We start from the raw sequence: 24,943 nt of genomic DNA, 5'->3' as shown, positions 1-24,943 counted from the left end.
GCTGTTGCGCAGAGGACCGTCCAATGAGCAAGATCGCCTTTTCCAACGCTTTTACCGAATTGTTCGGCACACGCCTGCCCATCGTCGCCGGTGGCCTGATGTGGCTCGCCGATGCGGACTATGTCGCCGCCGCGTCGCGCGCCGGCATCATTGGTTTCATCACGGCGGCGAGCTTTCCCGAGCCGCAAGCCCTACGCGATCAGATCCGGCGCTGCCGCGACCTATGCGAAGGCGGCCCGTTCGGCGTCAACATCTCGATGCTTCCGAAGCTCGTTCCCGGCGAGAAGACGCGGGAAGTGTTCGAACTCGTCATCAATGAAGGCGTGAAGTGTGTCGAAACCTCGGGTCGCAATCCCGAAGAGTACATGCCACTCCTGAAGCAGGCCGGTGTGAAGGTGCTCCACAAGGTGCCGGCGGTACGGTTTGCCGTTAAGGCGGCCGCGATCGGCGTCGATGCGGTCGCAATCGTCGGTGCCGAATGCGGGGGGCATCCGGGACTCGACATGGTGGGGTCGTTCGTCAATGCCGCGTGGGCCGAAAGCGAGCTCGACATTCCTTACCTCATCGGCGGCGGCATCGGCCGCGGCTCGCAACTCGCCGCCGCGCTCGCGATGGGCGCCTCCGGAGTGGTCGTCGGTACGCGCTTCGCCGTGGCAGAGGAGATCTGGGCACATGCCGACTACAAGCGCAGGCTGGTCGAAGCAGGACCGACCGACACGGACCTGTGCATGCAGTCGGTGCGCAATACGGTGCGTACGCTGCGCAACGAGACGACGGCCGCCGTGAAGGAGATCGAGGCGCGGAACCCCAATGTGACCATTCAGGACCTGATGCCCATGGTTGCCGGCAAGATCGGCCGCAATGCCTATGTCACGGGCGACTGGTCCAAGGGCCTGCTGGCGGCAGGGCAGTCGCTCGCGTTCATCGACCGTATCGAGCCGCTTGGCGAGATCGTGAGTCGCTTCGAGAGCGACATGCGCCAGGCGATGGGGCGGCTGGCGATTCACTGATCAGGATTTACGGACGCTGCGCGGGGTCGTGCCGGCATCTGTCATTAATGCAAGGAGAGGTTGAGATGAAGGTACTGGTGCCAGTCAAACGCGTGATCGACTACAACGTGAACGTCCGCGTCAAATCGGATAACACAGGCGTGGATATCGCCAACGTGAAGATGTCGATGAACCCCTTCGACGAAATCGCCGTCGAAGAGGCTGTGCGTCTGAAGGAAGCGCGTGTTGCTACCGAAGTGATCGCCGTGTCGTGCGGCGTCACGCAATGCCAGGAAACCTTGCGCACGGCGTTGGCGATCGGTGCGGATCGCGCGATTCTCGTTGAATCCGCCGATGAACTGCAGCCGCTCGCGGTCGCGAAAATTCTCAAGGCGTTGGTCGATCAGGAAAAGCCTGAGCTCGTCATCCTCGGCAAGCAGGCGATCGACGATGACTCAAATCAGACTGGTCAGATGCTCGCTGCACTGGCAGGTCTTCCGCAAGCGACGTTCGCCTCGAAGCTGACGATCGCCGACGGCAAAGCCATGGTCTCGCGCGAAGTTGATGGCGGTGCGGAAACGCTGTCTCTGAAGCTCCCCGCAGTCGTAACTACGGACCTGCGCCTGAACGAGCCGCGTTACGTGACGCTGCCCAACATCATGAAGGCGAAGAAGAAGCCGCTCAGCACCGTCAAACCGGCGGACTTGGGCGTGGACGTGACGCCGCGCCTTAAAACGCTCAAGGTGACGGAGCCTGCGAAGCGCTCGGCCGGTGTGATGGTGCCGGACGTGAAGACGCTGGTCGAGAAGCTGAAGACCGAAGCCAAGGTACTGTGAGCGGAGAGATAGACATGACAATTCTCGTAATTGCGGAACACGACAACGCGTCGTTGAAGGCGGCGACGCTCAATACGGTGGCCGCGACAGCGAAGATCGGCGGTGAGATTCACGTGCTGGTGGCGGGTTTGAATGCACAGGCCGCGGCCGACCAGGCGGCGCAGATCGCCGGGGTGGCGAAGGTGCTCTTGGCCGATGCGCCGCAACTGGCCGAAGGCCTGGCGGAAAACGTCGAAGGCACGGTGCTGTCGATTGCGAAGAACTACTCGCACATCCTTGCTTCATCAACGGCTTACGGCAAGAGCGTCGCACCGCGTATCGCGGCGCGTCTGGATGTGGCGCAGATCAGCGACATCACCGCCGTGAACAATGCCGACACGTTCGAGCGACCGATCTATGCGGGCAACGCGATTGCAACGGTTCAATCTCAAGACCCGATCAAGGTGATTACGGTCCGCGCGACGGGCTTCGACCCGGTAGCCGCGCAAGGCGGCAGTGCGACGGTGGAGAAAATCGAGGCGGCAGCCGATGCAGGCATCTCGCAGTTCGTGAGCCGCGAGCTGACGAAGCTGGACCGACCGGAACTGACGAGCGCGAGCATCATCGTGTCGGGCGGCCGGGGCTTGGGTAATGGCGAGAACTACACGAAGGTGCTGGAGCCGCTGGCGGACAAGCTCGGCGCGGCACTGGGCGCTTCGCGCGCGGCGGTGGATGCAGGCTTCGTGCCGAATGATTACCAGGTGGGGCAGACGGGCAAGATCGTTGCGCCGCAACTGTATGTCGCGGTGGGGATCTCGGGCGCGATCCAGCACTTGGCGGGCATGAAGGACAGCAAGGTGATCGTCGCGATCAACAAGGATCCCGAAGCGCCGATCTTCAGCGTCGCGGACTACGGCCTGGTCGGCGATCTGTTTACCGCAGTGCCGGAACTGGCGACAGAACTGAGCTGAGCACGGGCGAGCATCGAATTACGCGCGGAGCCATTCCGCGCCCGCCAAGACCAGAAGCTGCCTCAAGCAGCCCCTAAGCATACCGAGCCACCGAGGGCTGATTCCATCCGTCGTCAAAGCGACTTCATCAGATTGCAGGCAGGAGACAAACCATGCAGCCGATCCAGATCGATTCAATCGAAGCGAGTCCCGCGTATCGGCGGCTCATCGCGTCACGCAGGCGCTTCAGCTTCATGCTGACGGCGCTGATGATCCTCATCTACTACGGCTTTATCCTGTTCGTCGCCCTGGCGCCGCACGTGCTCGCCCGTCCGCTGTATGCGGGCGCCACGACCAACATTGGCATCGTCGCGGGCGTGGGCATCATCCTGGTCGCAGTCGGGATGAGCGGCTGGTACGTGATGCGCACGAACCGCACGCTCGATCCGTTGATGAGCGAATTTCTCGCCAACGTCCGGCATGGAGAATAGACAATGAAACTCCTTCACTTCCTTTGTAGCGCAATCCTTGCCTCGATGGCGGCAGTTGCTCACGCCTCCTCCATCGAAGGCCCGGTGCCCGGCCATGTCGAGCTGAATCCGGTTGCGATCGGCATGTTTTTGCTGTTCGTGCTTGTCACGCTAGGCATCACGCGATGGGCTTCGCGCAGGACCCGCACGACCAAGGACTTCTACAGCGCCGGTGGAGGCATCACCGGCTTTCAGAACGGGCTCGCCATCGCCGGCGACTATATGTCCGCGGCCTCGTTCCTGGGCCTCTCGGGCATGGTGTTCGTATTTGGGTTCGATGGCCTGATCTACTCGGTCGGCTTTCTCGTGGGCTGGCCATTCGTGATGTTCCTGCTCGCCGAACCCTTGCGCAACCTCGGCAAGTTTACGTTCGTCGATGTGATCGCCTACCGCTTCCAGCAGGCGCCGATTCGCCTGATGTCGGCCAGCACGTCGCTTGTCGTCGTAATCTTCTATCTGGTCGTGCAGATGGTCGGTGCGGGCAAGCTGATCCAGATGCTGTTCGGATTGCCGTACTGGATGGCCGAAATCATCGTCGGCGCGCTGATGGTAACCTACGTATTCTTTGGCGGCATGGTGGCGACCACCTGGGTGCAGATCATCAAGGCCGTGTTGCTCCTGTTTGGCGCGACGTTCATGGCCGTCACCGCGCTTGCGCAATTCGGCTTCAGTCCCGATGAGATGTTTCGACGCGCCGTCGCTGTTCACCCCGGCGCACTCAGTATCGTGGGCCCGGGCAAGCTGGTGAAGGATCCTTTGAACGCGCTGTCGCTCGGCATCGCGCTGATGTTCGGCACTGCAGGGCTCCCCAATATCCTGATGCGCTTCTTTACCGTGTCAAGCGCGAAAGAGGCCCGCAAGTCCGCATTCATCGCCACCGGGTTCATCGGGTACTTCTATCTGTTGACCTTCATCATCGGCTTCTCCGCAATTGCACTGCTCGCCCAGCATCCCGAGTTCTTCAAGTCCACGGTCGATGGGCATTTCCATCTCACGCGAGACTTGCTCGGCGGCTCGAACATGGTCGCAGTCAAGCTGGCGCAGGCGTTGGGGGGCAATCTGTTCTACGGATTCATCGCGGCCGTGACCTTCGCGACGATCTTGGCGGTGGTGGCGGGTCTCGCGCTCTCGGGAGCAGCCACGGTTTCGCATGACCTTTACGCTTGCTGGCTCGCGCGCGGCAAAGCGAACGAAGCTCGCGAGATGCGCATCTCCCGCCTTGCGACACTCACCCTGAGTGTCGTCGCGATCGGGCTCGGCATTCTGTTCGAGCACATCAACGTGGCCTTCATGGCCGGCCTCGTCGGGGCGGTCGCGGCCAGTGCGAATTTCCCGGTGCTGGTCGCGTCGATTTTCTGGCGCGGCATGACGACCCGCGGCGCCGTCGCGGGCGGCAGTCTCGGGTTGATTTCCGCGGTGCTCATGACAGCGCTATCGAAATCGGTATGGGTCGATGTGCTGCATCAGGCACATGCCCCGGTGTTCCTCGACAATCCCGCTCTGGTTTCAGTGCCGCTCGCGTTCGCGGGTATCTGGGTTTTCTCGATGCTCGATCGCAGCGCTCGTGCGCAGCGAGAGCGGGATGCCTTCGCGCTGCAGGAGTTCTATGGCCAGACGGGCCTCCTGCCGGTGAAGGCGGTCGATCATTGAACCAGCAGCGGACGTTCAGGTTGTCGTGACGCTCAAACCCGAGGGAAATTTACTCGGAGCCTGATATCAAAGTACATGGAAAGTAATATGCCGCGCCATCATCAATACGGTCCCCGCGAATCGATGGAATACGACGTTGTGATCGTCGGAGGCGGTCCGGCAGGACTGTCCGCTGCGATACGCCTGAAGCAGCTGGCCGCTGAGAAGGGTGTCGAAATTGGCGTGTGCGTGCTGGAAAAGGGCTCCGAAATCGGCGCGCACATTCTGTCGGGCGCGGTCATGGACCCGCGCGCACTCGATGAGCTGATCCCGGACTGGAAGGAAGCGGGTGCGCCGCTGAACGTCCCCGTCACCGAAGACCGTTTCCTCTTCCTGTCGAAAAACGGGGGGATGTCCGTGCCGAACTGGGCATTGCCGCACAACTTCAGGAACCATGGCAACTATGTCGTCAGCCTCGCCAAGGTCACGCGCTGGCTCGGCAACAAGGCCGAAGGGCTGGGCGTGGAAATCTTCCCGGGCTTTCCAGCCGCCGAAGTGCTGTATAACGACGACGGCTCGGTGAAGGGTGTGGCGACGGGGGACATGGGTATCGGCAAGGACGGCTTGCCGACTGAAAACTTCCAACGCGGCATGGAACTGCACGCAAAGTACACGTTCTTTTGCGAGGGCGCGCGCGGACACCTGGGCCGCCAGCTGAATGAGAAGTTCGAGCTGGGCAAGGAGTCCGATCCGCAGGTCTATGGGATCGGCATCAAGGAGCTGTGGGAGATCGACCCTGCCAAGCATCAGCCGGGTCTCGTGATTCACACGGCAGGCTGGCCGCTGGATGCGGATACTTATGGCGGCTCGTTTCTGTACCACATCGACAACAACCAGGTGATAGTGGGCTTCGTCGTGGGCCTTGCGTACACGAACCCGTATCTCTCGCCGTTCGAGGAGTTTCAACGCTACAAGACGCATCCTGAGATCCGTGCCTTCCTGGAAGGCGGCAAGCGAGTTTCATACGGTGCCCGGGCGATCACGGCAGGCGGCCTGATGTCCCTACCGAAGCTCACTTTCGCTGGCGGCGCGCTGGTGGGCGACGACGCGGGCTTTCTCAATGCCTCGCGCATCAAGGGCAGCCACGCGGCAATCAAGACCGGCATGCTGGCTGCAGAGGCCGCATTCGAGGCGGTGCACGCCGGCCGCAGCGGCGATGAGCTTACGGCCTATCCGGAAGGATTCAGGAACTCGTGGCTGCACGATGAGCTTTACCGCGCCCGCAACTTCAAGCAGTGGATGAGCAAGGGCCTGTACACGGGCACGCTGATGGTGGGCATCGAGCAGAAGCTCTTGGGCGGCAAGGTGCCCTGGACGCTGCATCACAAGCACCGCGACCACGAGTTGCTCAGGCCGGCCTCGCAGTGCAGGCCGATCGAGTATCCGAAGCCCGATGGCAAGCTCACGTTCGACCGGCTATCGTCGGTGTTCATCTCGAACACGAGCCATGAAGAGAACCAGCCAGCGCATCTGACGCTCAAGGATCCGTCCGTGCCGGTCGGCATCAACCTCGCCACCTATGCAGGACCCGAAGCGCGCTTCTGCCCGGCGGGCGTCTACGAGTTCGTGAAAAACGAGCAGGACGAAGACCGGCTGCAGATCAATGCGCAGAATTGCGTGCACTGCAAGACCTGTGACATCAAGGACCCTACGCAAAACATCGTGTGGATGTCGCCGGAGGGTGGTGGCGGACCGAACTATCCGAACATGTGAGCGTTGAGGGCGGTGCCAACTTGCACGCGGACTAGGACGAGCTTTTCGTGCTGCCTGGTGCGCGCAAGTGCTCGATCTTCAACGCGCCACCGCGCTCTGTCGCCTTTGCACATGCAGGTCTCAATCGTTCTGGCTTGGGTGCGAATCATAGGACCGTGCCGGCGCGCTCGGGAAGTCGTCGGTTACCTGTCTCCGCATTGCCGCTGAGCTGGAGGTTTTCTTGAGAGTGTTTGAGCAACTTCGGGAACTCGAGGCGCACATCGGCCAGCCGCTCGGTGTCGGCGAGTGGATGACGGTCGATCAGACGCGCATCGATCGCTTCGCGGACGTCACCGACGATCCGCAATGGATTCACATCGATCCCGTTCGCGCGGGGAGGGGCACGTTCGGCGCGACCGTCGCGCACGGATTCCTGACGCTGAGCCTGTTGCCGTCGCTCTGTTCGAGCGCGTTTCGCGTTGCCGACACGCGCACGGCAGTAAACTACGGGTTGAACCGCGTGCGCTTCCCGGCGCCCGTGCAGGTCGGGCAGCCGCATTCGCGCGGCGTGCAGGCTGCTCGCATACGGGCCGATTGACAATGGCGCGCAGATGACGGTCGAAGTGACCGTTCAGCGCGAACGATCGACAAAGCCGGTTTGCGTCGCCGAGTTCGTGTCGCGGCGTTATCTGTGACCATCAACCACCTCGACAACAACGACGGGGCGCCAATGCGCTTCGGCGACAAGCCTCGACGGTGGTCGTCGCGCCTCGAACGTCGTTACTGTGGAAGCTGCGTCCCCGGTTCAGAAAATTAGAAAATTCTCCTCCGGTTCGCCGGCGACATCACAATGCTCAGCTTCGGACTGACGATGCGGTCGCTGCCGTTTCCCGAGTTGGCAGGATTGTCGTTCAACACCTCGTACCAGAACTGGTCCGCCCGCAGTCCGGCGACCGTGCGCAGCCGCAGACGCCAGACGGTCGGGTTGCACACGTAGAGCGCCGCGCTGGTCTCGGTGACGGTGTCGGTGCGGTGAGGGGCGTCCGAGATGCAACCATTCTTCCGCCTCTGAGCATGCTGACTTCATTGCCAGAGCGTTTCGTTCCGTCCAGCGTTGGAGCGGCAACTCCTAGTCCGCCTCGAAGCGAACTAGCAGTGCATTCGACCGGGCTCGCTCAGGCCTTGATAAAGGCCAACAGGTCCGCGTTGATGACGTCCGCGTGCGTGGTCGGCATGCCATGTGGGAAGCCTTTGTATGTCTTCAACGTGCCTTTCTTCAGAAGCTTGGCCGACAGCGGCCCGGAATCGGCATAAGGAACGATCTGATCATCGTCGCCGTGCATCACCAGAACAGGCAGGTTGATCTTCTTCAGGTCCTCGGTGAAGTCAGTCTGCGAAAACGCCACGATGCCGTCGTAGTGCGCCTTTGCGCTCCCCATCATTCCCTGTCGCCACCAGTTCTGGACAATGCCTTCCTGGGTCGTTGCGCCCGGTCGGTTGAAGCCGTAGAACGGACCTGCGGGAAGGTTGCGGAAGAACTGCGCCCGGTTGGTCGCGGTTTGCAGTTGCAGATCGTCGAACACCTCCTTCGGCAGACCGCCCGGGTTGGACGCAGTCTTGACCATAAGCGGCGGCACTGCCGCGACAAGGCAGGCCTTCGAAGCATGCTTCTCGCCGTGGCGCGCCAGGTAACGAACAACTTCACCGCCCCCAGTGGAATGGCCAACGTGGATGGCACCCTTGAGGTTGAGATGAGTCACCACGGCTGCCAGGTCGTCGGCGTAATGGTCCATGTCGTGCCCGTCCCAGACCTGCGACGAGCGCCCGTGGCCGCGCCGGTCATGGGCAACGACGCGATAGCCCTTTGAGAGGAAGAACATCATCTGGGCATCCCAATCATCGGAGCTCAGAGGCCATCCGTGCGAGAAGACGATAGGCGTCGCATTGGCGGGCCCCCAGTCCTTGTAGAAGATTTGGACACCGTCCTTGGTTGTGACGTAGTTCATGGCTAAATATCCTTGCGAAGTTGCCGCGCTGCCAGACGCGGCCGACGCAGCGGAGGCTGCATTGGCCACAGCCGCGGATACTGCGGCGCCGGCCCCTAGAATCAGCAATTGGCGGCGCGTAATTTCAGGGAAGCTAGGCTTTGGTAATTCAGACATGCGTTTCATGACAAGATCTCACATGAGTTGTACGGCGGTAACGAATGGGGCAATGAATGGGTATGAACGCTGTAGCCCATTGGAAGTATCTGTACCGCGCCGTGGACAACGCGGGCGATACGATCGATTTTCTGTTGCGTGCGCATCGTGACAAGACTGCGGCAAAGCGCTAACTTCAGAACTCGATTGCGTAGAGCGGCGAACCTGAGGTGGTGACGATCGACAAGAGCGAAGCGAATCTATTGCTCGCCCTACCATCCTTATCGAGATAAAACCCTTCAAGTTTGTCGGAACGCGCGAGATCGGCTACAGCGTCGGCGAAATCCGTCGCTTCGTCGGCGATCTCGGCAGATGGCCGTGCCCTGCGGATGGTAGCTTGCATCTTCGTGCTCCAACATATGTCCCCCCGAAATTGGCTTTTTGGCGTGAACCGGCGGCCGCTTCATTACTGATCAAACACATTCAATGCTGTCGTTCACACGCATAGCGTCCGCTTTGATCGGCTCCCCGCAGCGCTGACAGGAGAGCGGCGCGCACACGACGACCGGCTCACTCTAAGGATGGTGCGAAAACGCGTAGAGCGTTACGGCGTCCCGTTTAGCTAGACAGCGCTGGCGCTGCTGGATGGCACGGTGAAACTGAACGACGCGTACAGTCATCCTCAGGTGGAACATGGCCATTTTCCGATGGTCCAGTGTAAGAACCTCTGCGCAGTTTCACCGGTCAATGCTTCGAATGGAGTCCCTGTCGCCGGAATGGACCGTGGTCTGCACGGCCGGCGCGCCAGAGCCCGACGTGCCGCTCATCCCCGTGCCGCCCACCGCCGCGTTTGACGTCGTATTCTCTTGCGCGACGATGGCCTCCGCGTGCTGGATATCGCTGGGATAGTTGATCTCGGAGCCTCCCGGCCGATAGCCGGCCTGTTCGACGCGCTGAAGATCGGCGCGGACCTCGGCGCGCGTCACCGGACCGCTGGTCGACTGGGCAAATGCGCACACCGGTGCGGCCAGCGCGCATGAAACGAACATTGCGGAAACGAGTGCTTTCATGATGGTCACCTTTGCATGAGGGCCGCCGCATCCAGGAGTAGTGCAGTTCCGGCCTGCCTTCGACGACATCGCGAAGGTTGCATGCATTTTTGTCGTGCAGCGCTGACCCAGAGGTGACGTGCCGATTACGACTTCGTTATCTTCCCTTCCGCCGCCAATCGCGTCGATTCACTCGTTGTGCAGATAACAGATCCGTAATGCCCGGGTCATGACGAGGTAAGCGCGGTCTTCACATACTTGCGTCCATCACGCCGCCTCGCAGCCGCCTCCGACGCATTCGCCGGTGGCCGCAGTCGTTCTCGTCTCAACCCGGACCCTGTCATGTGGATCGTCAAACTGGCCCTCACGCGCCCCTACACGTTCATCGTCCTCGCGTTGCTGCTCTTCATCCTCGGGCCGCTCGCGATCATGCGAACGCCCACCGACATTTTTCCGAACATCGACATTCCCGTGGTCAGCATCGTCTGGACGTACAACGGGTTCTCGGCCCAGGACATGGCGCAGCGCATCACCTCGAACTACGAGCGCGCCCTCACCTCCGATGTCGACGACATCGAGCACATCGAATCGCAGTCGCTCGATGGCGTTTCGGTCGTCAAGATCTTTTTCCATCCAGGCGCCGACATCAACCGCGCAATCGCGGAGGCGGCCTCGAATTCCGCGTCGATCTTGCGCATCCTGCCGCCCGGCACGCTGCCGCCGAACATCATCACGTACAACGCCTCGACCGTGCCGGTGCTGCAGCTCGGCCTGTCCAGCGCGACGCTGCCGGAGCAGTCGCTCTATGACCTCGGCAACAGCTTCATCCGCACGCAGCTCGCGACCGTGCAAGGCGAGGCGGTGCCACTGCCCTACGGCGGCAAGATCCGCCAGATCATGGTCCAGCTCGACCCGAAGGCACTGCAGGCAAAAGGGCTCGCGCCAGTCGATGTCGTGAACGCCGTCAATGCGCAAAACCTCATCCTGCCTGGCGGCACCGCAAAGATCGGCTCACGCGAATACAACGTCGAGATGAACGGCAGCACCCAAACGGTCGCCGCGCTCAACGATCTGCCCATCAAGACGGTCAACGGTACTGTAGTCTACGTGCGCGACGTTGCGCATGTGATCGATGGCTACGCGCCCCAGACGAACATCGTGCGCGCAGACGGCAAACGCGCGGCGCTTCTCACGGTGGAGAAGACCGGCAGCGCCTCGACCCTCACGATCATCGGGCAAGTCAAGGCCATGCTGCCGAAGATCGCGGCCGGCCTGCCGGGGACGCTCAAGATCACACCGCTCTCGGACCAGTCGCTGTTCGTGAAGGGAGCCATTTCCGGGGTCGTGCACGAAGCGCTGATCGCGGCCTGTCTCACGGCCGCCATGATCCTGCTCTTTCTCGGCAGCTGGCGCGCCACGCTGATCATCGCGGTCTCCATCCCTCTCGCCGTGCTGACGTCGCTGATTGCGCTCTCGGCGCTCGGCGAGACCATCAACATCATGACGCTCGGCGGTCTCGCGCTCGCCGTGGGCATACTCGTCGACGACGCCACCGTCGCGATCGAAAACATCACGCATCACCTCGAACGCGGTGCGCCGCTGCACGACGCCATCCTGAACGGCTCGGGCGAGATCGCGGTCCCGACATTCGTCTCGACGCTCTCGATCTGCATTGTCTTCGTCCCGATGTTCCTGCTCTCGGGCGTCGCGCGCTATCTATTCGTGCCGCTCGCCGAGGCCGTCGTGTTCGCGATGTGCGCGTCGTACTTCTTCTCGCGCACGCTGATCCCCACGCTCGCCATGTACCTGCTGCGCGCGCGGACCAGGGACGCCGCGCCCGTCCGCGGCATCGCCGGCGCGCTGAGCCGCTTCCAGGCGGGCTTCGAACACCGCTTCGAGGCCCTGCGTGAGCGCTATCGCGCGGTGCTCGCAGCGGCTCTCGCGCATCAGCACCGTTTCGTCGTGCTGTGGCTCGCGGCGTGCCTGGGCTCGCTCGTGCTGATGCCGTTCGCGGGCCGCGACTTCTTCCCGGCTGTCGATACCGGCGAAATCCGCTTGCATTTGCGTGCGCCGACCGGCACGCGCATCGAAGAGACCGCGCGCATCACCGACCAGGTCGAGGCGAAAATCCGCACCTTGATTCCCGCGGACGAAGAGGCCTCGGTGCTCGACAACATCGGCGTGCCGGTGAGCGGCATCAACCTCACCTACGACTCTTCCGATCCGATCGGCCCCGAAGACGCGGACATCCTGATCACGCTCGCGCCAAAGCACAAGTCGACCGCGCAATACGTCGCGCAGTTGCGCAACACGCTGGACGCGTCGTTTCCGGGCGTGACCTTCGCGTTCCTGCCGGCCGACATCGTCAGCCAGATTCTCAACTTCGGTCTGCCCGCGCCCATCGACGTGCAGATCGTCGGAAACAAGCTCGCGCAGAACCGCGTCGTGGCGAACCGTCTGCTCGATCAGATGCGCGGAGTGCGCGGCCTGGTCGATGCCCGCATCCAGCAGCCCGGCGACGCGCCGACCATCAACCTGAATGTCGACCGCACGAAGGCCATGCAGGCCGGGCTCACGCAGCGCGACGTCGCGCAGAACCTGCTGATCGCGCTGTCAGGCAGCTCGCAGACCACGCCGAACTTCTGGCTCGATCCAAAAAACGGCGTCAGCTATCCGCTCATGGCCGAAGTGCCGCAATACGACATTCATTCGCTTCAGACGCTCGCCAACATTCCCGTGACGACGCAGTCTGTCGCCTTCAATCCGCAGAACCAGCTCGGCACGCTCGGGACCCTCTCCCGCAGTTCTCAGCAAGCCGTCGTCTCGCACTACAACGTCCAGCCCGTGCTCGACATCTTCGCCTCGACGCAGGGACGCGATCTCGGCGGCGTGGCCAGCGACGTCACGCGGCTCGTCGATGCGGCGCGCGCGCAGTTGCCGCCGGGCTCGTCGATCGTGATGCGCGGCCAGGTGCAGTCGATGAACGCCTCGTTCAGCGGGCTCGCGTTCGGCCTCGTCTTTGCGATCGCGCTCGTCTATCTGCTGATGGTCGTGAATTTCCAGTCGTGGCTCGACCCGCTCATCATCATCAGCGGGCTCCCCGCCTCGATGGCCGGCATCGCATGGATGCTGTTCGTCACGCAGACGACGCTCAGCGTGCCTGCCCTGACCGGCACCATCCTCTGCATCGGTATCGCGACGGCCAACAGCATTCTCGTCATCAACACTGCCCGCGAGTCCCTCGCCGGCGGCATGGCGCCGCTGGCCGCCGCGCTCGATGCCGGCTTCAATCGCTTCCGTCCCGTGCTGATGACGGCGCTCGCGATGCTGATCGGCATGCTGCCGATGGCGCTCGGACTCGGCGACGGCGGCGAGCAGAACGCACCGCTCGGGCGCGCCGTCATCGGCGGCCTCGCAGTGGGGACGCTGTCCACGCTCGTGTTCGTTCCCGTCGTGTTCAGCATGGTCCACGGCTGGCTTGCGACGCGGCGGACGGCGCGCGCCACGGCGGCCGATGGTGACGCGACCACTCACGTTCAATAAGGGAATTCTCATGACCCCGCAAACTTCTCCCGAAGAGCGCCCCGCGGACAAGCCATCGGCGCACGCCCGATCCGCACCGGCCATTAGCAAGCGCCACATGCTCCCGCTCGCCCTCGGTTTGGGCTCCGTCGTCGTCGCGCTGCTCGGAGCCGGCATCGTGCCACATCTCGACGCGCACACCGCTCAGGCCGCGCAAGTGGCCGCGCAACGCGACCCGATCGTGGCCACCGTCACGCCCACGCGCGCGCCCGCGACTCAGGACTTGCTGCTGCCGGGCGCGGTCATGCCGTGGGCCGACGCATCGATCTACGCGCGCACCAGCGGCTACGTGCAGCACTGGTACGCGGACATCGGCGCGCACGTGAAGGCGGGCCAGATGCTCGCGCAGATCGACACGCCCGAGCTCGATGCGCAGTTGCAGCAGGCACGTGCCGACGAAGCGACGGCCGAGGCCAACTACCGCTTCGCGAACAGCACCGCGCAACGATGGCAGACGATGCTGCAGACGCAGTCCGTCTCGCAGCAGGATGCCAGCGCGAAGACGAGCGACGCGGCCGCGAAGCTTGCCGCGCTGCAGGCCGCGCAAGCCAACGTGGCGCGCCTGCAGGAGATGGTCTCGTATCAGAAGGTGACTGCGCCGTTCGATGGCGTCCTCACCGTGCGCAACGTTCAGGTCGGGGCACTCGTCACGGGGGGCGGCACGCCCGGGCTCGCCACCATGCCCGGCGAGCTGTTTCACATCGCCCAGACCGACCGGCTGCGCGTCTACGTCGACGTGCCGCAGGACGACGCGAGCGCCGTCACGCCGGGCACGCGCGTCTGGCTCGCGACACAGCAATATCCCGGGCGCCGCTTCGCCGCGACCGTCGCGCGCAGCGCCGATGCAATCGATCCCGTGAGCCGCACCCTGCACGTGGAAGTGGACGTCGACAACCGCGACGGCGCGTTAATGCCGGGCGCTTACGCCCAGGTCCATTTGGAGCTCGCGAGCAACCCGGCGCTCGAGCTCCCGGTGAGTGCGCTGCTGTTCCGCCCCGACGGCGTGGCCGTGGCCGTCGTCGGCGCGAACGGCAAGGTGCAGTTGCGCCGGGTGACCATCGGCCGCGATTTCGGCACGTACCTCGAGATCGCTACCGGTCTCTCGGCGACCGACCGCGTCATTGACAATCCCGGCGACGCCATCGCCGACGGCGAAAGCGTGCGCGTGACGGCCAGTCCCGGCACCCCGGCTTCGGCCGCGACGGGCGGCAAGGCATAGGCGAGGATCATCATGTTCGACATCCATGTCTGCCGGATGCGCAGCCTCGTCGCGACCGGCATGGCGGCGACCCTAGCCGCCTGTTCGACGCTACCGCATTACAGCGTGCCCGAGGTCGCCGTGCCCGCGCACTACGCCGCGGCGCCGCAAGCGGCGCCCGGGTGGTCCGTGGCGAGCCCCGCCGACGGCCAGCCGCGCGGCCCCTGGTGGACCGCCTTCAACGACGAGGAACTCGATCAGCTGGAAGCCCGCGTCGATGTCTCGAACCAGACGGTGCGCCGCGCAGTCGCGCAGCTTCAGGCCGCGCGTGCGATGGTCGATTACCAGCGCGCCGGTTACGCACCCACGGTCACGGCGGGAGCGGCGCAGCAGCGCTACCGCACCTCACAGAATCTCGTGGATCACTCGCTCGCGGGCAAGACGATTCCCGATTACTCGGTGGGCGTGGCGGCAAGCTGGGAGCCGGACTTGTTCGGGCGCGTGAAAGACGCGACGGTCGCCGCGCGCGACAACGCCCAGGCGAGCGAAGCGGATCTCGAATCGGTGCGCCTCTCGGTGACCAGCCAGCTCGCGACCGACTACTTCGATCTGCGCTCGCTCGACCGGCAAAAGCAGCTGCTCGACGACACCGTGACCGCCTACGGCGCCGCGCTGCGCATCGTCCAGCAACAACTCGCGGACGGCGCCATCGATGCCTCGGCCGTCGCGCAGGCACAAACGCAGCTCGAAAGCGCACGCACCGCGGACAGCGACATCGACGTGGAGCGCGCGCAACTAGAGCACGCCGTTGCGACGCTGATCGGCGTGCCTGCCTCCTCGTTCGTGCTGTCGCCGAACGTCGAGCCGGCCAGCGTGCCGTCCATTCCCGCAGGCGTGCCCTCGGCTCTGCTGCAGCGGCGCCCCGACATCGCCGCAGCCGAGCGGCGCGTGGCCATGGCCAACGCGCAGATCGGCGAGGCGCACGCGGCGTTCTATCCCGACCTCACCCTTTCGGCATCAGCGGGACTCGAAAGCACCTTCTTCGCGCCATGGCTCACCGCACCGAGCCTCTTCTGGTCGCTCGGCGCGCAGCTCGCGGGCACGCTCTTCGACGGCGGCCGGCGCGACGCCTCGCTCAAACAGGCCAATGCGCAATACGACGCCGCGGTCGCGGGCTACCGGCAAACCGTGCTCACGGCGTTCCAGCAGGTCGAGGACAACCTGAGCGCGCTCGATACGCTGGCCGGTGAAGCCGTGAGCCAGCAACGTGCGACGGTCGCCGCGCAGCTCTCGCTCAAGCTCACGACCAACCGCTATCAGGCGGGCGCCGTGAACTATCTGGACGTCGTGACCGCGCAGACCATCGCGCTCAGCAATGAACGCAACGAAGAGCAGATCGCCGGCCGCCGGCTCGATGCGAGCGTGCACCTGCTGCAGGCGCTGGGCGGCGGATGGGGTCGTGCGTCGCTTGGCGCAAGTGCGGAACCGCGTAGCGGCGACCGCACATCGCCGAGTGGGTACACGGAATCGCCTCGCCAGAGCAGCGGTCCGCTCAGCGACGCGGAAAGCTCAGAATGAAGCGCGTGCCGTTCACGTCGCTCATGGCGCTCGCCTTGCCGCCGTGCAAGGCCATGATCGTGCGCACGATCGCGAGTCCGAGACCGGCCGAAGCCGTTGACTTCGGCCCGCTATGACGCGAGGCATCGGCGCGGTAGAAGCGGTCGAAGATCCGTTCCAGCAGCGCGGGGTCGATGGGCGTGCCGGGATTGGCAACGGTGACCTCGAGCGCGCTGGCCGTCTGCGCGACACTCATCGTGATCTCGCCGCCGCGCGGCGTGTACCGCAGCGCATTGGCGAGCAGGTTCCCGACGGCGCGCCGGAACAGTTCCTTGTCCGCCCGCAGGCGGCCGCTGCCCGTCACGCGGATGTTCACGCCGGCATCGTCCGCGAGCCCCTCGAAGTAGTCGGCGATCTGCGCGAGCGCCTCCTTTGCATCGAACTCGGCAAGCGCCGTCACGAACTGCGGATGCTCCGCACGTGCAAGGAAGATCACGCTTTCGATCATCCGGGAAAGACGCTCGCACTCCTCGAGATTCGATTCGAGCAGCGCCTCGTATTCGGGCACAGAGCGCGCGCGGGAGAGCGCCACTTCGGTCGCGCCGCGCAGATTGGCGAGCGGCGTGCGCATGTCGTGCGCGAGATCGGCCGTGTATTGCGACATGCGCTCGAAGCCGCCGTGCAGGCGCTCGAGCATCGCGTTGAGGGACTCGACGAGTGTTTCCAGTTCGCGCGGCGCGCCATCGACTTCGATCGGCGTGTCGAGACGCTCGACCGTCACGGCTCCGGCGCGCGCAGCCATGTCGCGCAACGGGCGCAGCGACTCGCGCACGAGCAGCCAGCTCGCCGCGAACGCGAGCAGCATGCCGACGCTACCCGCCAGATAGAGCCGCTCGCGATAACGGTCCAGCAGCCGCCAGCGGTCGGTCATGTCGCGGGCGATCACGACGATGACGGGCGTGCCGTCGCGAAGCGTCGCGTCGGCAGCGAGCCCCCGCGCGGGCACACCGCGTGCGCTTTGCCATTCGAGCACGTCGCGCTCCGTGATTCGTTGCGACGCGCCGAGGCGTCCCGCGAGCGCCGCTGCCGGGAATGTCGCGTCGGCCAGGCTTTGTGTGTTGTGTTCGACGAGATTTGCGCCGCCTGCATCGCGAATCTCCATCGACAGCGCCTGATGACCGAGTACCTGGCTCGTGAGGCGGTCCGCGTGCTCGCGCACGTCATCCTCGGAGCGGAGTTCCTCGGCAAGTCTGCGCGTATGCCGCGCGATCAGCACGATGTCGAGATCGTCCTGGCGCTTGATTTCCCGATCGAGCGTGAAGTAGAGCGTGCTCCCCACGAGGGCGAACACCGTGAGCGTCGTGCCGGCGAAACTGAGCGCAAGCGTCGTGGTGAGCGCGCGCGCGGGCATCAGGCGGGCTCTTTGAGTTCGGCGACGTAACCGACGCCGCGCACGGTATGGATGAGCTTGACGGGAAAGGCGTCGTCAATCTTGGCACGCAGCCGGCGAATGGCGACTTCGACGACGTTGGTGTCGCTGTCGAAGTTCATGTCCCAGACATACGACGCGATTTGCGTGCGCGTCATCACTTCGCCCTGGCGGCGCACGAGCAGTTGCAGCAGTGAAAATTCGCGCGGCGTCAGGTCGATGCGAGTCGTGCCACGCCGCACGCGCCGCCGCGTGACATCGATTTCGAGGTCACCGAGCTTCATCACATCGCTCTCGCGCGGGGGACTGCGCCGCGCGAGCGTTCTCACGCGCGCGAGCAGTTCGACGAATGCGAAGGGCTTGACGAGATAATCGTCGCCGCCCAGTTCGAGGCCTTTGACGCGATCGCTGACGTCGTCACGTGCAGTGAGAAACAGGACTGGCGTCGTACGCGTGGCGCGCAGCGCCTTGAGCACCGACCAGCCGTCCATGGCGGGAAGCATAACGTCGAGCACGATAACGTCGTACTCGGACTCCTTCGCGAGAATCAGGCCTTCGGCGCCGTCGGCGGCGACATCCACGGCATAGCCCGACTCCTCGAAACCCTTTTTCAGGTAGACACCGGTCTTCGGTTCGTCTTCGATCACTAAAATGCGCATGGCCGCTCATCGTTGAGTCCGTGTGATTCGATTTTATGCGTTCCTCGCGCGTCGCATAGTGCTCCTGCCTTCTCGCGTCGTGCGGAGCGGGCAGCAGACACGGTTGAGGCAAGAGCCTTCGCTCCGAACACTCCTATGAAGGGCAATACGCCTGACCACATCGAGCGCACGTTAAGCCATGGTATGGAGTGACTCAACCATTCGACTGCGTCGACAATCCCAGGTACAGCTAGTCACGCCGGATCCGATTGCCTAACCTGACTCATCGCGATGTCGCTTTTCGGCGTCAATCCGCATCGCCTGTCTGTCCCAGGCTTCGTTTCGTATTCCCACTTTTAAGTATCAGAGACGTACATGAGCAAGAAGGGCGCTGAAGTCATTGTGTAAGTTCTCGGGCAGGCGGGAGTCAAGCGCTATGGCATCGGGGCGACACGCTCCATCTGATTGGAGAGGACCCGGAACGCAGCTTGATCGGCTGGGAAACGGGCGCCTACTGCGAGCGTGCGTTGTCGGTGGCTAGCCTGCGCCATCATCCACTGGTCGCCGCTTTTTACCTCCTTCAACTCATTCCACGAGATCGGCACTTCATTCTTTCAAATTCATGTGCTTACCGCGTCAGAACGGTTCTGTCGCATTAACCCGGAGAAGGTAGAATTCGAGCTTGACGAAAACGCTTTGACCGCGCGATGGAGAAGACACTGACGCCAAACGACGTTTGCTCCGGGCAGTCTGAAGCGGCTGCACTATCCGCATTGCTGCTATGCGTGCGATGGTACGTTGCCTACTCGCTGAGTCTTCGCAAGCTTGAGGAAATGCTGGCTGAGCGCGATGTTGGCGGCGATCGTTTGGATGGTGCATCGCTGGGTTATCAAGGTGATGCATCTGTTAGAAAAGACATTTCGGAAGCTCAAGCGTCCGGTCGGCAAGAGTTGGCCAGTTGACGAGATCTATATCAAGGTCAAGGGCTCGTGGAAGTATCTTTGCCGAGCAGTGGATAAAACGGGAAACACATCGATCTTCTGTTCCGAGCCAAGCGGAACAAGACGAGCGCATGCTGACCGCGATCGCGAAAATACTTCGCAATCGAAAAGCCGCTGAACGGCGCGATCCATTGCAGCCCGGGCGAAGCGGCCGAGGAGGCGACCCCGAATACGCAGCGCGCGAAGTCGCCGTTGGGACGCGCCGCGTCGATCACGCGCTGCACGGCAGTGGCGCTTTGGCCGATGGCTACGACGCAGATCACATCGGCGTTTCTCTGGTTCACCAAGGCGTCGACCGCGCTCGCCGTTTCTCGCACGGTTCCCGATGGTCAATTCACGCCGGCCGCGTCCGATAGCGAACAGCGCCTCGACGAGCGAGTGTCGGGAAAGCATACTGCGACTGCCTCATCAACGCGGCCTCTGGATGTCAGTAACCGCTAAGTACAAGGCGGTGGGCTCAGAATCGATGGCCGCTATGCCTTGGAAGCGGCCGTCGTGATAGTGCAGAGGCGTATGACCGAAGTGGGTCGGGAATTGCCGGTCGTCGAAGCGGAAACAGCTACGCGTTAGCAGTAGTTCTTGCTAACGGTCGTCAAGCCACCGAGCAGATGCGACATGTCGACGAGTCGTTGTGCCACCAGATGACGGACTTCCCCTTCGCATTGCCATGTGTTGAGGTTCGCTATTTCCGCTAATGGGTGCATCAATTCGGCTAATGTGGGTCATCTCGGCGACTTATTTCGACCATACGAGTTCGACGCTCCGAGGCTCAGCCAAGATATGCCTCCGCTAACAGGTCAGATTGCCTTATGTGGCAAGGGTTTCCATGGCTTATGACTATCTCACGAGTCCCGTCGATGCGACCCAGCCGGCCAGTCTCAGGGAACTGAAGCAGTTGGCGGACTTGAGTGCGAATCCGATCATCGACCATAACGGCAGCACGCGGGCTCTCGGCTTCGATGTGGTCGAAAATTCGGTCTCGGTCCTCAGGCGCGAAGATCGACCATTCAAGCCTCACGCATCACCGTCGGCTTTACGCAGCGCTGCCGCGCGACGTTTAGCGAAATGGGCTTCGACGTCATCGTCCGGAATAGCCGGCCGCGGATCGGCTAATGCCTCCTGTACTTTCGCGCGGAACCAGGCGTCATGGAGGGCAGGGTCAGCAGCGAATGCGAAAGGAAGCGCACCTTCATTTGCGACGCGCGTCAGCAGGATACGCACGGCGTCGGAGACAGTCAGCCCCATGTTTTCGAGCACCGCGGCCGCGCGTTCTTTCAGCACCGGATCGATGCGCGTCTGTACCAATGCACTCGCAGCCATAACGCGACTCCTTTCAGTGGTTCGGTTCTCCTGCATTGTAATTCAACTGCATTACATGCGATATCACCGCACTTCTGACATGCCCGGCAGCGATTTGACGTCCCGGAGCAACCGAGCGAAGTCTCGACCGCACTTCACGACCGGATGCGCGCTTTGCGACAACCGCTCGCAGAGAACGACGCTGTTCGTAGGCCTGCGATACGTCTCGAGAAAACCGGCATGGTGCCGTGCAAACGTTCATGCAGGGCAATGGCACCGCCGGGCGGGATGCGGCCGTAGATCGTTTATGCTGTCAAGAAGCGCAATCTTACGTTCAACCCTGTCCCGCCGAGCCCATCGGCCAATGACACCTCGGCAGCATGTTGGTCTGCAATGCGCTTGATGATCGACATTCCCAGTCCGCTTCCTGGTACGTCCTGCCCAGAACCGCGATTAAACCGGTCCCATACCAGATGACGCTCGAGGTAAAGCTGCTGCATCGCACCACCCGCCGCGTGTCGCTCACGACCGACGGCGAAACGGTCAATCGATGGGCGCGCGCGATCCTGCAGGACGTCGATGCGATGCGCGACGATCTATCCAACCTGCGGGTAAATCCTAGGGGATCGCTGCGGATGAGTTCGAGCCAGCGTCTCGGGCGCAGTCACATCGCGCCCATCGTGTCGCTGATGAAGAAGCGCTATCCCGAGCTCGAAATCTGGCTGGAACTTGTCGACCGGCGCGTCAATCTCGTCGATGAGGGTTTCGATCTCGACATTCGCGTGGGAGCGGTGCAGGAGCCGGGGCTGATCGCGCATCACATCGCCGTAAGTCCACGCGTGTTGTGCGCAGCGCCCGGCTACCTCGACATGCTCGGACGCCCGAAGAGCGTCGACGAACTCGCGCGCACGACTGTCTCGTCTTCCGCGAGCGCGACGAGCCGTTCGGCGTGTGGCGTCTGCTCGGCCCGGGAGGCTGGAGTACCGTGAAAGTTACCGGGCCGCTGGCTTCCAATCACAGCGACGTGGTCTTACGCTGGGCCCACGATGGTCACGGCATCGTGATGGTCGTGCAGTCGTATGTGGCGCGAGCGCTCGCGCAAGGCACGCTCGAGCGCGTGCTGCCAGCCTGGGAGCAACCGGCGGACGTATGGGCAATATCGGCCGCACGCGCGGCGCAATCGGCGAAGGGGCGCGTTTGCATCGACTTTCTCAAACAGGAACTGGCGGATGGCGAGTTCGCACTGTGGAAACCGTGAACGAAGTCGCGGCGCAAACTGCGCGAATGACTGCGCCACGGTCTGACGAGCGCTGAGACTCCTTGCTGATCAACGCCGGAGGTTACACCCACTACAGCTACAGCATCTCCGATGCGCTGGCGATTCTTCCCTGCTCGGCCCTCGGCACCCAGACATACCAATGATTTGACCTCGGCGCGCTTCACAAAGGGCGCGCGTCGTTCGACGGCTTCTCGAATTCGAACGCAGTTCGACGTGCCTTTCTCAACCCTTGCGCGCCGGCGCGATTGTCATCAATTCGTTCGACGGCTGCTTTCGAAGACGAAGCGGCCGACTGGATGTTCATCTTCGGTCCGGATCCGATGACCGCAACTGGCCGGGAGGCGACCCATGGACGGGCGTGGTTGAGTCTTGTACCCACCGTGCGGACGAAAGGAAGCCGACTTTGTCCCCATACCTGGTTTTTCGTATGAGTTGCTACGCGGTATCTACGTATCTACCGGCCCGCAACATTGTGATGCCTTTCTTGCACACGGTCGATACCGTCTGGTTATCAGCGCGACGGGCTCTGTGCCCGTCGCTCGGCTGTTGCCGAGGCCGCTTCGCTACAGCAGTCCGTTCCGGGCAAGCAGGCGCGACGAGATCAAAGCCAGCCAGTTTCGCTTGCTCGAGCGTTTCGACCCTGCGCCGCGGGCGATAGATATCGTTCCGGTCCGCCAGGCTAGCAATGGTCACAAGCCAACCCTTTTTGGCGTCTTTCGGGTGCACCGTGACGCGATACCCACAGGCTTCGATGTAGGCGTTTCCCTTCTGCGAAGTCTTCCACTTCCGACCGAGCCAGCGTTTTCGACTGCTAGCTCGATTGCGCATCTGGTTGTCTCGATGGTCGGCCTGCGCACGGTCGCCCTCCATATGTCCGGCGCACACGCATCCCACCGTCAGGACCTGCGGGTATTCCGGGTGCGTCATGCGATGGGCATAGCGCACGGCACTGGACTCGCACATCTCGCACATTACTTGGGGGCTACCAAGGTCTTCAATGTCCGTACAGGTCCATCCTTTATGAGGCACCCCTCGTCGCGACCATTCTGCCGCAACCAGCCCTGCCTCAGCTTATTTACCCACGCGCGTCAAGTGTTCGCTTCGCCGGGCTTGCGCCCGCACTTGACCCTCCAGTCCGCCCACTCGAGATTCGAAAGAGGCAAGAGTGGATATCACCTACATGTTTCAACCCAGCGCGAAACCGCGATGAAAGATTTCGTGCCCTAAGATCGTGTCCGTTTGGTTAGTCGCAGAAGCGGCGGCATTCGACGCGATGCCGCCGTTCATTAGACCGTTCAACGAGCGCAGAGAGGGGACGATGAAAAAGAGAATCGGTTGGACCTTGGCGGCGACGGCCGGCGTATTGATGGCGGGTAACGCACAGGCGCAATCGAGCGTTCAGCTGTACGGGCTTCTGGATATGAGCGTGCCCACCTATATCACCCATGCCGATGCTGACGGCAATCACGTTATCGGGATGGGTAACGGCGGCGAGCCGTGGTTCAGCGGCAGCCGCTTCGGCATGAGAGGCGCCGAAGACATCGGCGGCGGCTCAAAGATCATCTTCGCCCTCGAAGCCGAATACCGTGTCGCCGACGGCCAGATGGAAGATCCGGGCCAGCTATTCGATCGCGACGCGTGGGTCGGGCTCGACAACCCAATGGTCGGCGAGCTGACCGCCGGTTTCCAGAACACGATCGCGCGTGACGCTGCGGCGATTTACGGCGATCCCTACGGCTCGGCGAAGCTCAGGTACGAGGAGGGCGGCTGGACCAACTCGAACAATTTCAAGCAAATGATCTTTTACGCGGCCAGCGCGACAAGCACGCGGTCCACGAATAGCGTCGCGTGGAAGAAGCTGTTCAGCAATGGCCTGTTCGCCAGCGCGAACTACGCGTTCAGCAACTCGACCTCGTTTGCGCCGGGATCAAGCTACCAGTTCGCCGGTGGCTACAATGGGGGGCTGTTCGCGCTGTCGGGCTTCTATAACCACGTCAACCACGGTGGATTCACCAATCAGACGTGGTCGGTCGGCGGCAACTATATCTTCGATATCTTCCGCGTGAACGCCGGCTACTTCCATTACCTGGGAGGTCAGGGAGCCTTAGCTCAGCGTCACGATGACGCGTGGACCGTGTCCTTCAAGATCGCGCCGAAGGGTGCCTTCGACTATGAGCTCGGCTATCAGCAGATGCGCGTGCATAACGCCGCGTACAATGCCGACGGCAACATTCCCAACGCGAATATCGGCACGCCGGATCTGACCAACGGCGTTCACAACGGCTTCAAGGAAACGCTCTACGGTTCGATCTTCTATCACCTATCCAAACGCACCGAGCTCTATCTGGCTGGCGACTACATGAAGCTGCATGGCGGCTATACGGTCGGCAGCACGTTCGGCGCGACGAACCAGCTTGAACTGACGACGGGTGTCCGTACGCGCTTCTAAACGACGAGCGAGACGGTTGTTGGACTACCGCAGGGACGGAGGCAGCGAATTCTTCGCTGTCTCCCTTTTTTTGGTGTGCCCTTTGCTCGACTACTTTTAGGGACGGCAGACGACATGCGGCGCCGTATAGTCCGTGGGATAGTCCGACCTCGGTCCGCTCAGCAAACGAAGCCGGTAAGTCGCGATCACCTCGGCTTCGCGCTGCTCCGTCTGGGTCAAGGATGCAGGCGCGGGTTGTACGCCTCCCGGCGGATTGACATCACACGTAAGAGTTTTACCGTCGCGCAGCTGAACGGTCGTCGTGTACACGGCGTCGGGCGACGCGGCACGGCCGGTGCCTTGCCATGAAACTCCTGCGAAAAGCGCCGCGGACATCATCGCGTATCGCGTTTTAACAAATGCCTTGCGCGTCACGAGTCTTCGGAAGCCTGCCGTCGTGCCAGAGGTGAAATTCGGGTGGGGTGTGCCAAGAACGCGAGCATCAATCGACCGATGTTTGCGGAGCTTTACCAAAGATGAAGGAAGGCCCTTCGGAGTCGGCTTGCAGGAGCAGGCTCCAAACCGCCACAAGCTGCGTGGGTAAAGAGCCCTCGTGGTGAGCGTTGTTGGAAAAGGCAGGGATCTACTCTGTCAGGTAAGAATCAAAGAGACGAACG

At 62.6% G+C, this 24,943-nt stretch carries 20 protein-coding genes and 4 pseudogenes; 15 read left to right on the top strand and 9 right to left on the bottom strand.

The genetic code is table 11. The features are described from left to right. Positions 1 to 23 precede the first annotated feature (23 nt). The 7 genes from AWB75_RS25865 to AWB75_RS25835 all read left to right on the top strand — a co-directional run bounded on the left by AWB75_RS25865 (position 24) and on the right by AWB75_RS25835 (position 7,263). On the top strand, positions 24 to 1,010 hold the full coding sequence (locus AWB75_RS25865) for an NAD(P)H-dependent flavin oxidoreductase (protein WP_061126889.1): 987 nt from the start codon (positions 24 to 26) through the stop codon (positions 1,008 to 1,010). Between the two features lie 65 nt (positions 1,011 to 1,075). Next, positions 1,076 to 1,825, top strand: a complete 750-nt coding sequence (locus tag AWB75_RS25860; protein ID WP_061126888.1) for an electron transfer flavoprotein subunit beta/FixA family protein — start codon at positions 1,076 to 1,078, stop codon at positions 1,823 to 1,825. A gap of 14 nt (positions 1,826 to 1,839) precedes the next feature. Further along, positions 1,840 to 2,775: an electron transfer flavoprotein subunit alpha/FixB family protein gene (locus tag AWB75_RS25855; protein WP_061126887.1), complete on the top strand. Its 936-nt coding sequence runs from the start codon at positions 1,840 to 1,842 to the stop codon at positions 2,773 to 2,775. A gap of 152 nt (positions 2,776 to 2,927) precedes the next feature. Then, the gene (locus AWB75_RS25850; RefSeq protein WP_061126886.1) at positions 2,928 to 3,245 is read left to right on the top strand and encodes a DUF485 domain-containing protein; all 318 of its coding nucleotides are present in this window, start codon (positions 2,928 to 2,930) and stop codon (positions 3,243 to 3,245) included. Between the two features lie 3 nt (positions 3,246 to 3,248). Beyond that, positions 3,249 to 4,934, top strand: a complete 1,686-nt coding sequence (locus AWB75_RS25845) for a cation acetate symporter (RefSeq protein ID WP_061126885.1) — start codon at positions 3,249 to 3,251, stop codon at positions 4,932 to 4,934. A gap of 87 nt (positions 4,935 to 5,021) precedes the next feature. Beyond that, positions 5,022 to 6,686, top strand: a complete 1,665-nt coding sequence (locus tag AWB75_RS25840) for an electron transfer flavoprotein-ubiquinone oxidoreductase (protein WP_200823032.1) — start codon at positions 5,022 to 5,024, stop codon at positions 6,684 to 6,686. 226 nt (positions 6,687 to 6,912) lie between these two features. Next, entirely contained in the window at positions 6,913 to 7,263 is a 351-nt protein-coding gene (locus AWB75_RS25835) for a MaoC/PaaZ C-terminal domain-containing protein (RefSeq protein ID WP_327219833.1), read from the top strand. Positions 7,264 to 7,478: 215 nt separating this feature from the next. On the opposite strand, the gene AWB75_RS38205 is transcribed toward AWB75_RS25835, so the two are convergent. Next, on the bottom strand, positions 7,479 to 7,658 hold the full coding sequence (locus AWB75_RS38205) for a hypothetical protein (protein ID WP_061126884.1): 180 nt from the start codon (positions 7,656 to 7,658) through the stop codon (positions 7,479 to 7,481). Positions 7,659 to 7,840: 182 nt separating this feature from the next. Beyond that, entirely contained in the window at positions 7,841 to 8,671 is an 831-nt protein-coding gene (locus tag AWB75_RS25825) for an alpha/beta fold hydrolase (RefSeq protein WP_061126883.1), read from the bottom strand. A gap of 236 nt (positions 8,672 to 8,907) precedes the next feature. On the opposite strand from AWB75_RS25825, the pseudogene AWB75_RS25820 reads away from it, so the two are divergent. Beyond that, a pseudogene (locus tag AWB75_RS25820) lies at positions 8,908 to 8,997 on the top strand (DDE-type integrase/transposase/recombinase); the annotation flags it as partial. Between the two features lie 5 nt (positions 8,998 to 9,002). On the opposite strand, the gene AWB75_RS25815 reads toward AWB75_RS25820, so the two are convergent. Next, the gene (locus tag AWB75_RS25815) at positions 9,003 to 9,209 is read right to left on the bottom strand and encodes a hypothetical protein (RefSeq protein ID WP_061126882.1); all 207 of its coding nucleotides are present in this window, start codon (positions 9,207 to 9,209) and stop codon (positions 9,003 to 9,005) included. 334 nt (positions 9,210 to 9,543) lie between these two features. Continuing rightward, a complete protein-coding gene (locus tag AWB75_RS25810; RefSeq protein ID WP_061126881.1) occupies positions 9,544 to 9,876 on the bottom strand; it encodes a DUF4148 domain-containing protein in 333 nt (110 codons plus the stop codon). A 321-nt stretch (positions 9,877 to 10,197) separates the two neighbouring features. Here AWB75_RS25810 and AWB75_RS25805 point away from each other — a divergent pair, with 321 nt between their 5' ends. The 3 genes from AWB75_RS25805 to AWB75_RS25795 all read left to right on the top strand — a co-directional run bounded on the left by AWB75_RS25805 (position 10,198) and on the right by AWB75_RS25795 (position 16,213). Continuing rightward, positions 10,198 to 13,398, top strand: coding sequence for an efflux RND transporter permease subunit (locus AWB75_RS25805; protein WP_061126880.1), 3,201 nt, complete (start codon positions 10,198 to 10,200; stop codon positions 13,396 to 13,398). A 97-nt stretch (positions 13,399 to 13,495) separates the two neighbouring features. Further along, positions 13,496 to 14,656 (top strand): efflux RND transporter periplasmic adaptor subunit, encoded by a 1,161-nt coding sequence (locus tag AWB75_RS25800; RefSeq protein ID WP_235012245.1) that lies wholly within the window; start codon positions 13,496 to 13,498, stop codon positions 14,654 to 14,656. Positions 14,657 to 14,668: 12 nt separating this feature from the next. Continuing rightward, the gene (locus AWB75_RS25795; protein ID WP_087086837.1) at positions 14,669 to 16,213 is read left to right on the top strand and encodes an efflux transporter outer membrane subunit; all 1,545 of its coding nucleotides are present in this window, start codon (positions 14,669 to 14,671) and stop codon (positions 16,211 to 16,213) included. Here the strand turns inward: AWB75_RS25795 and AWB75_RS25790 are convergent. Together AWB75_RS25790 and AWB75_RS25785 are read right to left on the bottom strand one after the other, a co-directional pair. Beyond that, entirely contained in the window at positions 16,188 to 17,603 is a 1,416-nt protein-coding gene (locus tag AWB75_RS25790) for a heavy metal sensor histidine kinase (protein WP_061126878.1), read from the bottom strand. The two genes, AWB75_RS25795 and AWB75_RS25790, sit on opposite strands and share 26 nt — an antisense overlap. Continuing rightward, positions 17,603 to 18,280 carry a heavy metal response regulator transcription factor gene (locus tag AWB75_RS25785; RefSeq protein ID WP_061126877.1) on the bottom strand — a complete coding sequence of 226 codons (678 nt, stop codon included), beginning with the start codon at positions 18,278 to 18,280 and terminating at the stop codon, positions 17,603 to 17,605. The genes AWB75_RS25790 and AWB75_RS25785 overlap by 1 nt, the downstream gene beginning before the upstream one ends. Before the next feature lie 729 nt (positions 18,281 to 19,009). Between AWB75_RS25785 and AWB75_RS38200 the strand changes: the two are divergent. Continuing rightward, positions 19,010 to 19,332 (top strand): annotated as a pseudogene (locus tag AWB75_RS38200) (DDE-type integrase/transposase/recombinase); the annotation flags it as partial. Here the strand turns inward: AWB75_RS38200 and AWB75_RS25775 are convergent. From AWB75_RS25775 to AWB75_RS25765, 3 genes and pseudogenes are all read right to left on the bottom strand, one after another. Further along, positions 19,320 to 19,635, bottom strand: a pseudogene (locus AWB75_RS25775) (F0F1 ATP synthase subunit alpha); the annotation flags it as partial. The pseudogenes AWB75_RS38200 and AWB75_RS25775 overlap by 13 nt on opposite strands. A gap of 394 nt (positions 19,636 to 20,029) precedes the next feature. Continuing rightward, the gene (locus AWB75_RS25770; RefSeq protein ID WP_061126875.1) at positions 20,030 to 20,278 is read right to left on the bottom strand and encodes a type II toxin-antitoxin system RelE/ParE family toxin; all 249 of its coding nucleotides are present in this window, start codon (positions 20,276 to 20,278) and stop codon (positions 20,030 to 20,032) included. Next, a complete protein-coding gene (locus AWB75_RS25765; protein WP_061126927.1) occupies positions 20,275 to 20,580 on the bottom strand; it encodes a type II toxin-antitoxin system RelB/DinJ family antitoxin in 306 nt (101 codons plus the stop codon). The genes AWB75_RS25770 and AWB75_RS25765 overlap by 4 nt, the downstream gene beginning before the upstream one ends. Positions 20,581 to 20,939: 359 nt before the next feature. Between AWB75_RS25765 and AWB75_RS39510 the strand changes: the two are divergent. The 3 genes and pseudogenes from AWB75_RS39510 to AWB75_RS25750 all read left to right on the top strand — a co-directional run bounded on the left by AWB75_RS39510 (position 20,940) and on the right by AWB75_RS25750 (position 24,287). After that, positions 20,940 to 21,817, top strand: a pseudogene (locus tag AWB75_RS39510) (LysR substrate-binding domain-containing protein). Positions 21,818 to 21,879: 62 nt separating this feature from the next. Continuing rightward, the gene (locus tag AWB75_RS39505; protein ID WP_235012236.1) at positions 21,880 to 21,981 is read left to right on the top strand and encodes a type II 3-dehydroquinate dehydratase; all 102 of its coding nucleotides are present in this window, start codon (positions 21,880 to 21,882) and stop codon (positions 21,979 to 21,981) included. A 1,175-nt stretch (positions 21,982 to 23,156) separates the two neighbouring features. Beyond that, a complete protein-coding gene (locus AWB75_RS25750; RefSeq protein ID WP_061126871.1) occupies positions 23,157 to 24,287 on the top strand; it encodes a porin in 1,131 nt (376 codons plus the stop codon). Positions 24,288 to 24,943: the final 656 nt, after the last annotated feature.

Origin of the sequence: Caballeronia catudaia (assembly GCF_001544755.2) — a bacterium.
In the GTDB taxonomy this organism is placed as follows: Bacteria; Pseudomonadota; Gammaproteobacteria; order Burkholderiales; family Burkholderiaceae; genus Caballeronia; species Caballeronia catudaia.
The sequence above is the reverse complement of the archived record's forward strand: the minus strand, read 5'-3'. Positions and strand labels throughout refer to the sequence as shown.

Bases quoted from the DNA above. Each gene is read 5' to 3' on its own strand.
- AWB75_RS25815 (WP_061126882.1), bottom strand. From the start codon at position 9,209: ATGCAAGCTACCATCCGCAGGGCACGGCCATCTGCCGAGATCGCCGAC.
- AWB75_RS25790 (WP_061126878.1), bottom strand. From the start codon at position 17,603: ATGCCCGCGCGCGCGCTCACCACGACGCTTGCGCTCAGTTTCGCCGGC.
- AWB75_RS25795 (WP_087086837.1), top strand. From the start codon at position 14,669: ATGTTCGACATCCATGTCTGCCGGATGCGCAGCCTCGTCGCGACCGGC.
- AWB75_RS25765 (WP_061126927.1), bottom strand. From the start codon at position 20,580: ATGGCTGCGAGTGCATTGGTACAGACGCGCATCGATCCGGTGCTGAAA.
- AWB75_RS25750 (WP_061126871.1), top strand. From the start codon at position 23,157: ATGAAAAAGAGAATCGGTTGGACCTTGGCGGCGACGGCCGGCGTATTG.
- AWB75_RS25865 (WP_061126889.1), top strand. From the start codon at position 24: ATGAGCAAGATCGCCTTTTCCAACGCTTTTACCGAATTGTTCGGCACA.
- AWB75_RS25805 (WP_061126880.1), top strand. From the start codon at position 10,198: ATGTGGATCGTCAAACTGGCCCTCACGCGCCCCTACACGTTCATCGTC.
- AWB75_RS25800 (WP_235012245.1), top strand. From the start codon at position 13,496: ATGCTCCCGCTCGCCCTCGGTTTGGGCTCCGTCGTCGTCGCGCTGCTC.
- AWB75_RS25845 (WP_061126885.1), top strand. From the start codon at position 3,249: ATGAAACTCCTTCACTTCCTTTGTAGCGCAATCCTTGCCTCGATGGCG.
- AWB75_RS25860 (WP_061126888.1), top strand. From the start codon at position 1,076: ATGAAGGTACTGGTGCCAGTCAAACGCGTGATCGACTACAACGTGAAC.
- AWB75_RS25840 (WP_200823032.1), top strand. From the start codon at position 5,022: ATGCCGCGCCATCATCAATACGGTCCCCGCGAATCGATGGAATACGAC.
- AWB75_RS25850 (WP_061126886.1), top strand. From the start codon at position 2,928: ATGCAGCCGATCCAGATCGATTCAATCGAAGCGAGTCCCGCGTATCGG.
- AWB75_RS25825 (WP_061126883.1), bottom strand. From the start codon at position 8,671: ATGAACTACGTCACAACCAAGGACGGTGTCCAAATCTTCTACAAGGAC.
- AWB75_RS25855 (WP_061126887.1), top strand. From the start codon at position 1,840: ATGACAATTCTCGTAATTGCGGAACACGACAACGCGTCGTTGAAGGCG.
- AWB75_RS25785 (WP_061126877.1), bottom strand. From the start codon at position 18,280: ATGCGCATTTTAGTGATCGAAGACGAACCGAAGACCGGTGTCTACCTG.
- AWB75_RS25810 (WP_061126881.1), bottom strand. From the start codon at position 9,876: ATGAAAGCACTCGTTTCCGCAATGTTCGTTTCATGCGCGCTGGCCGCA.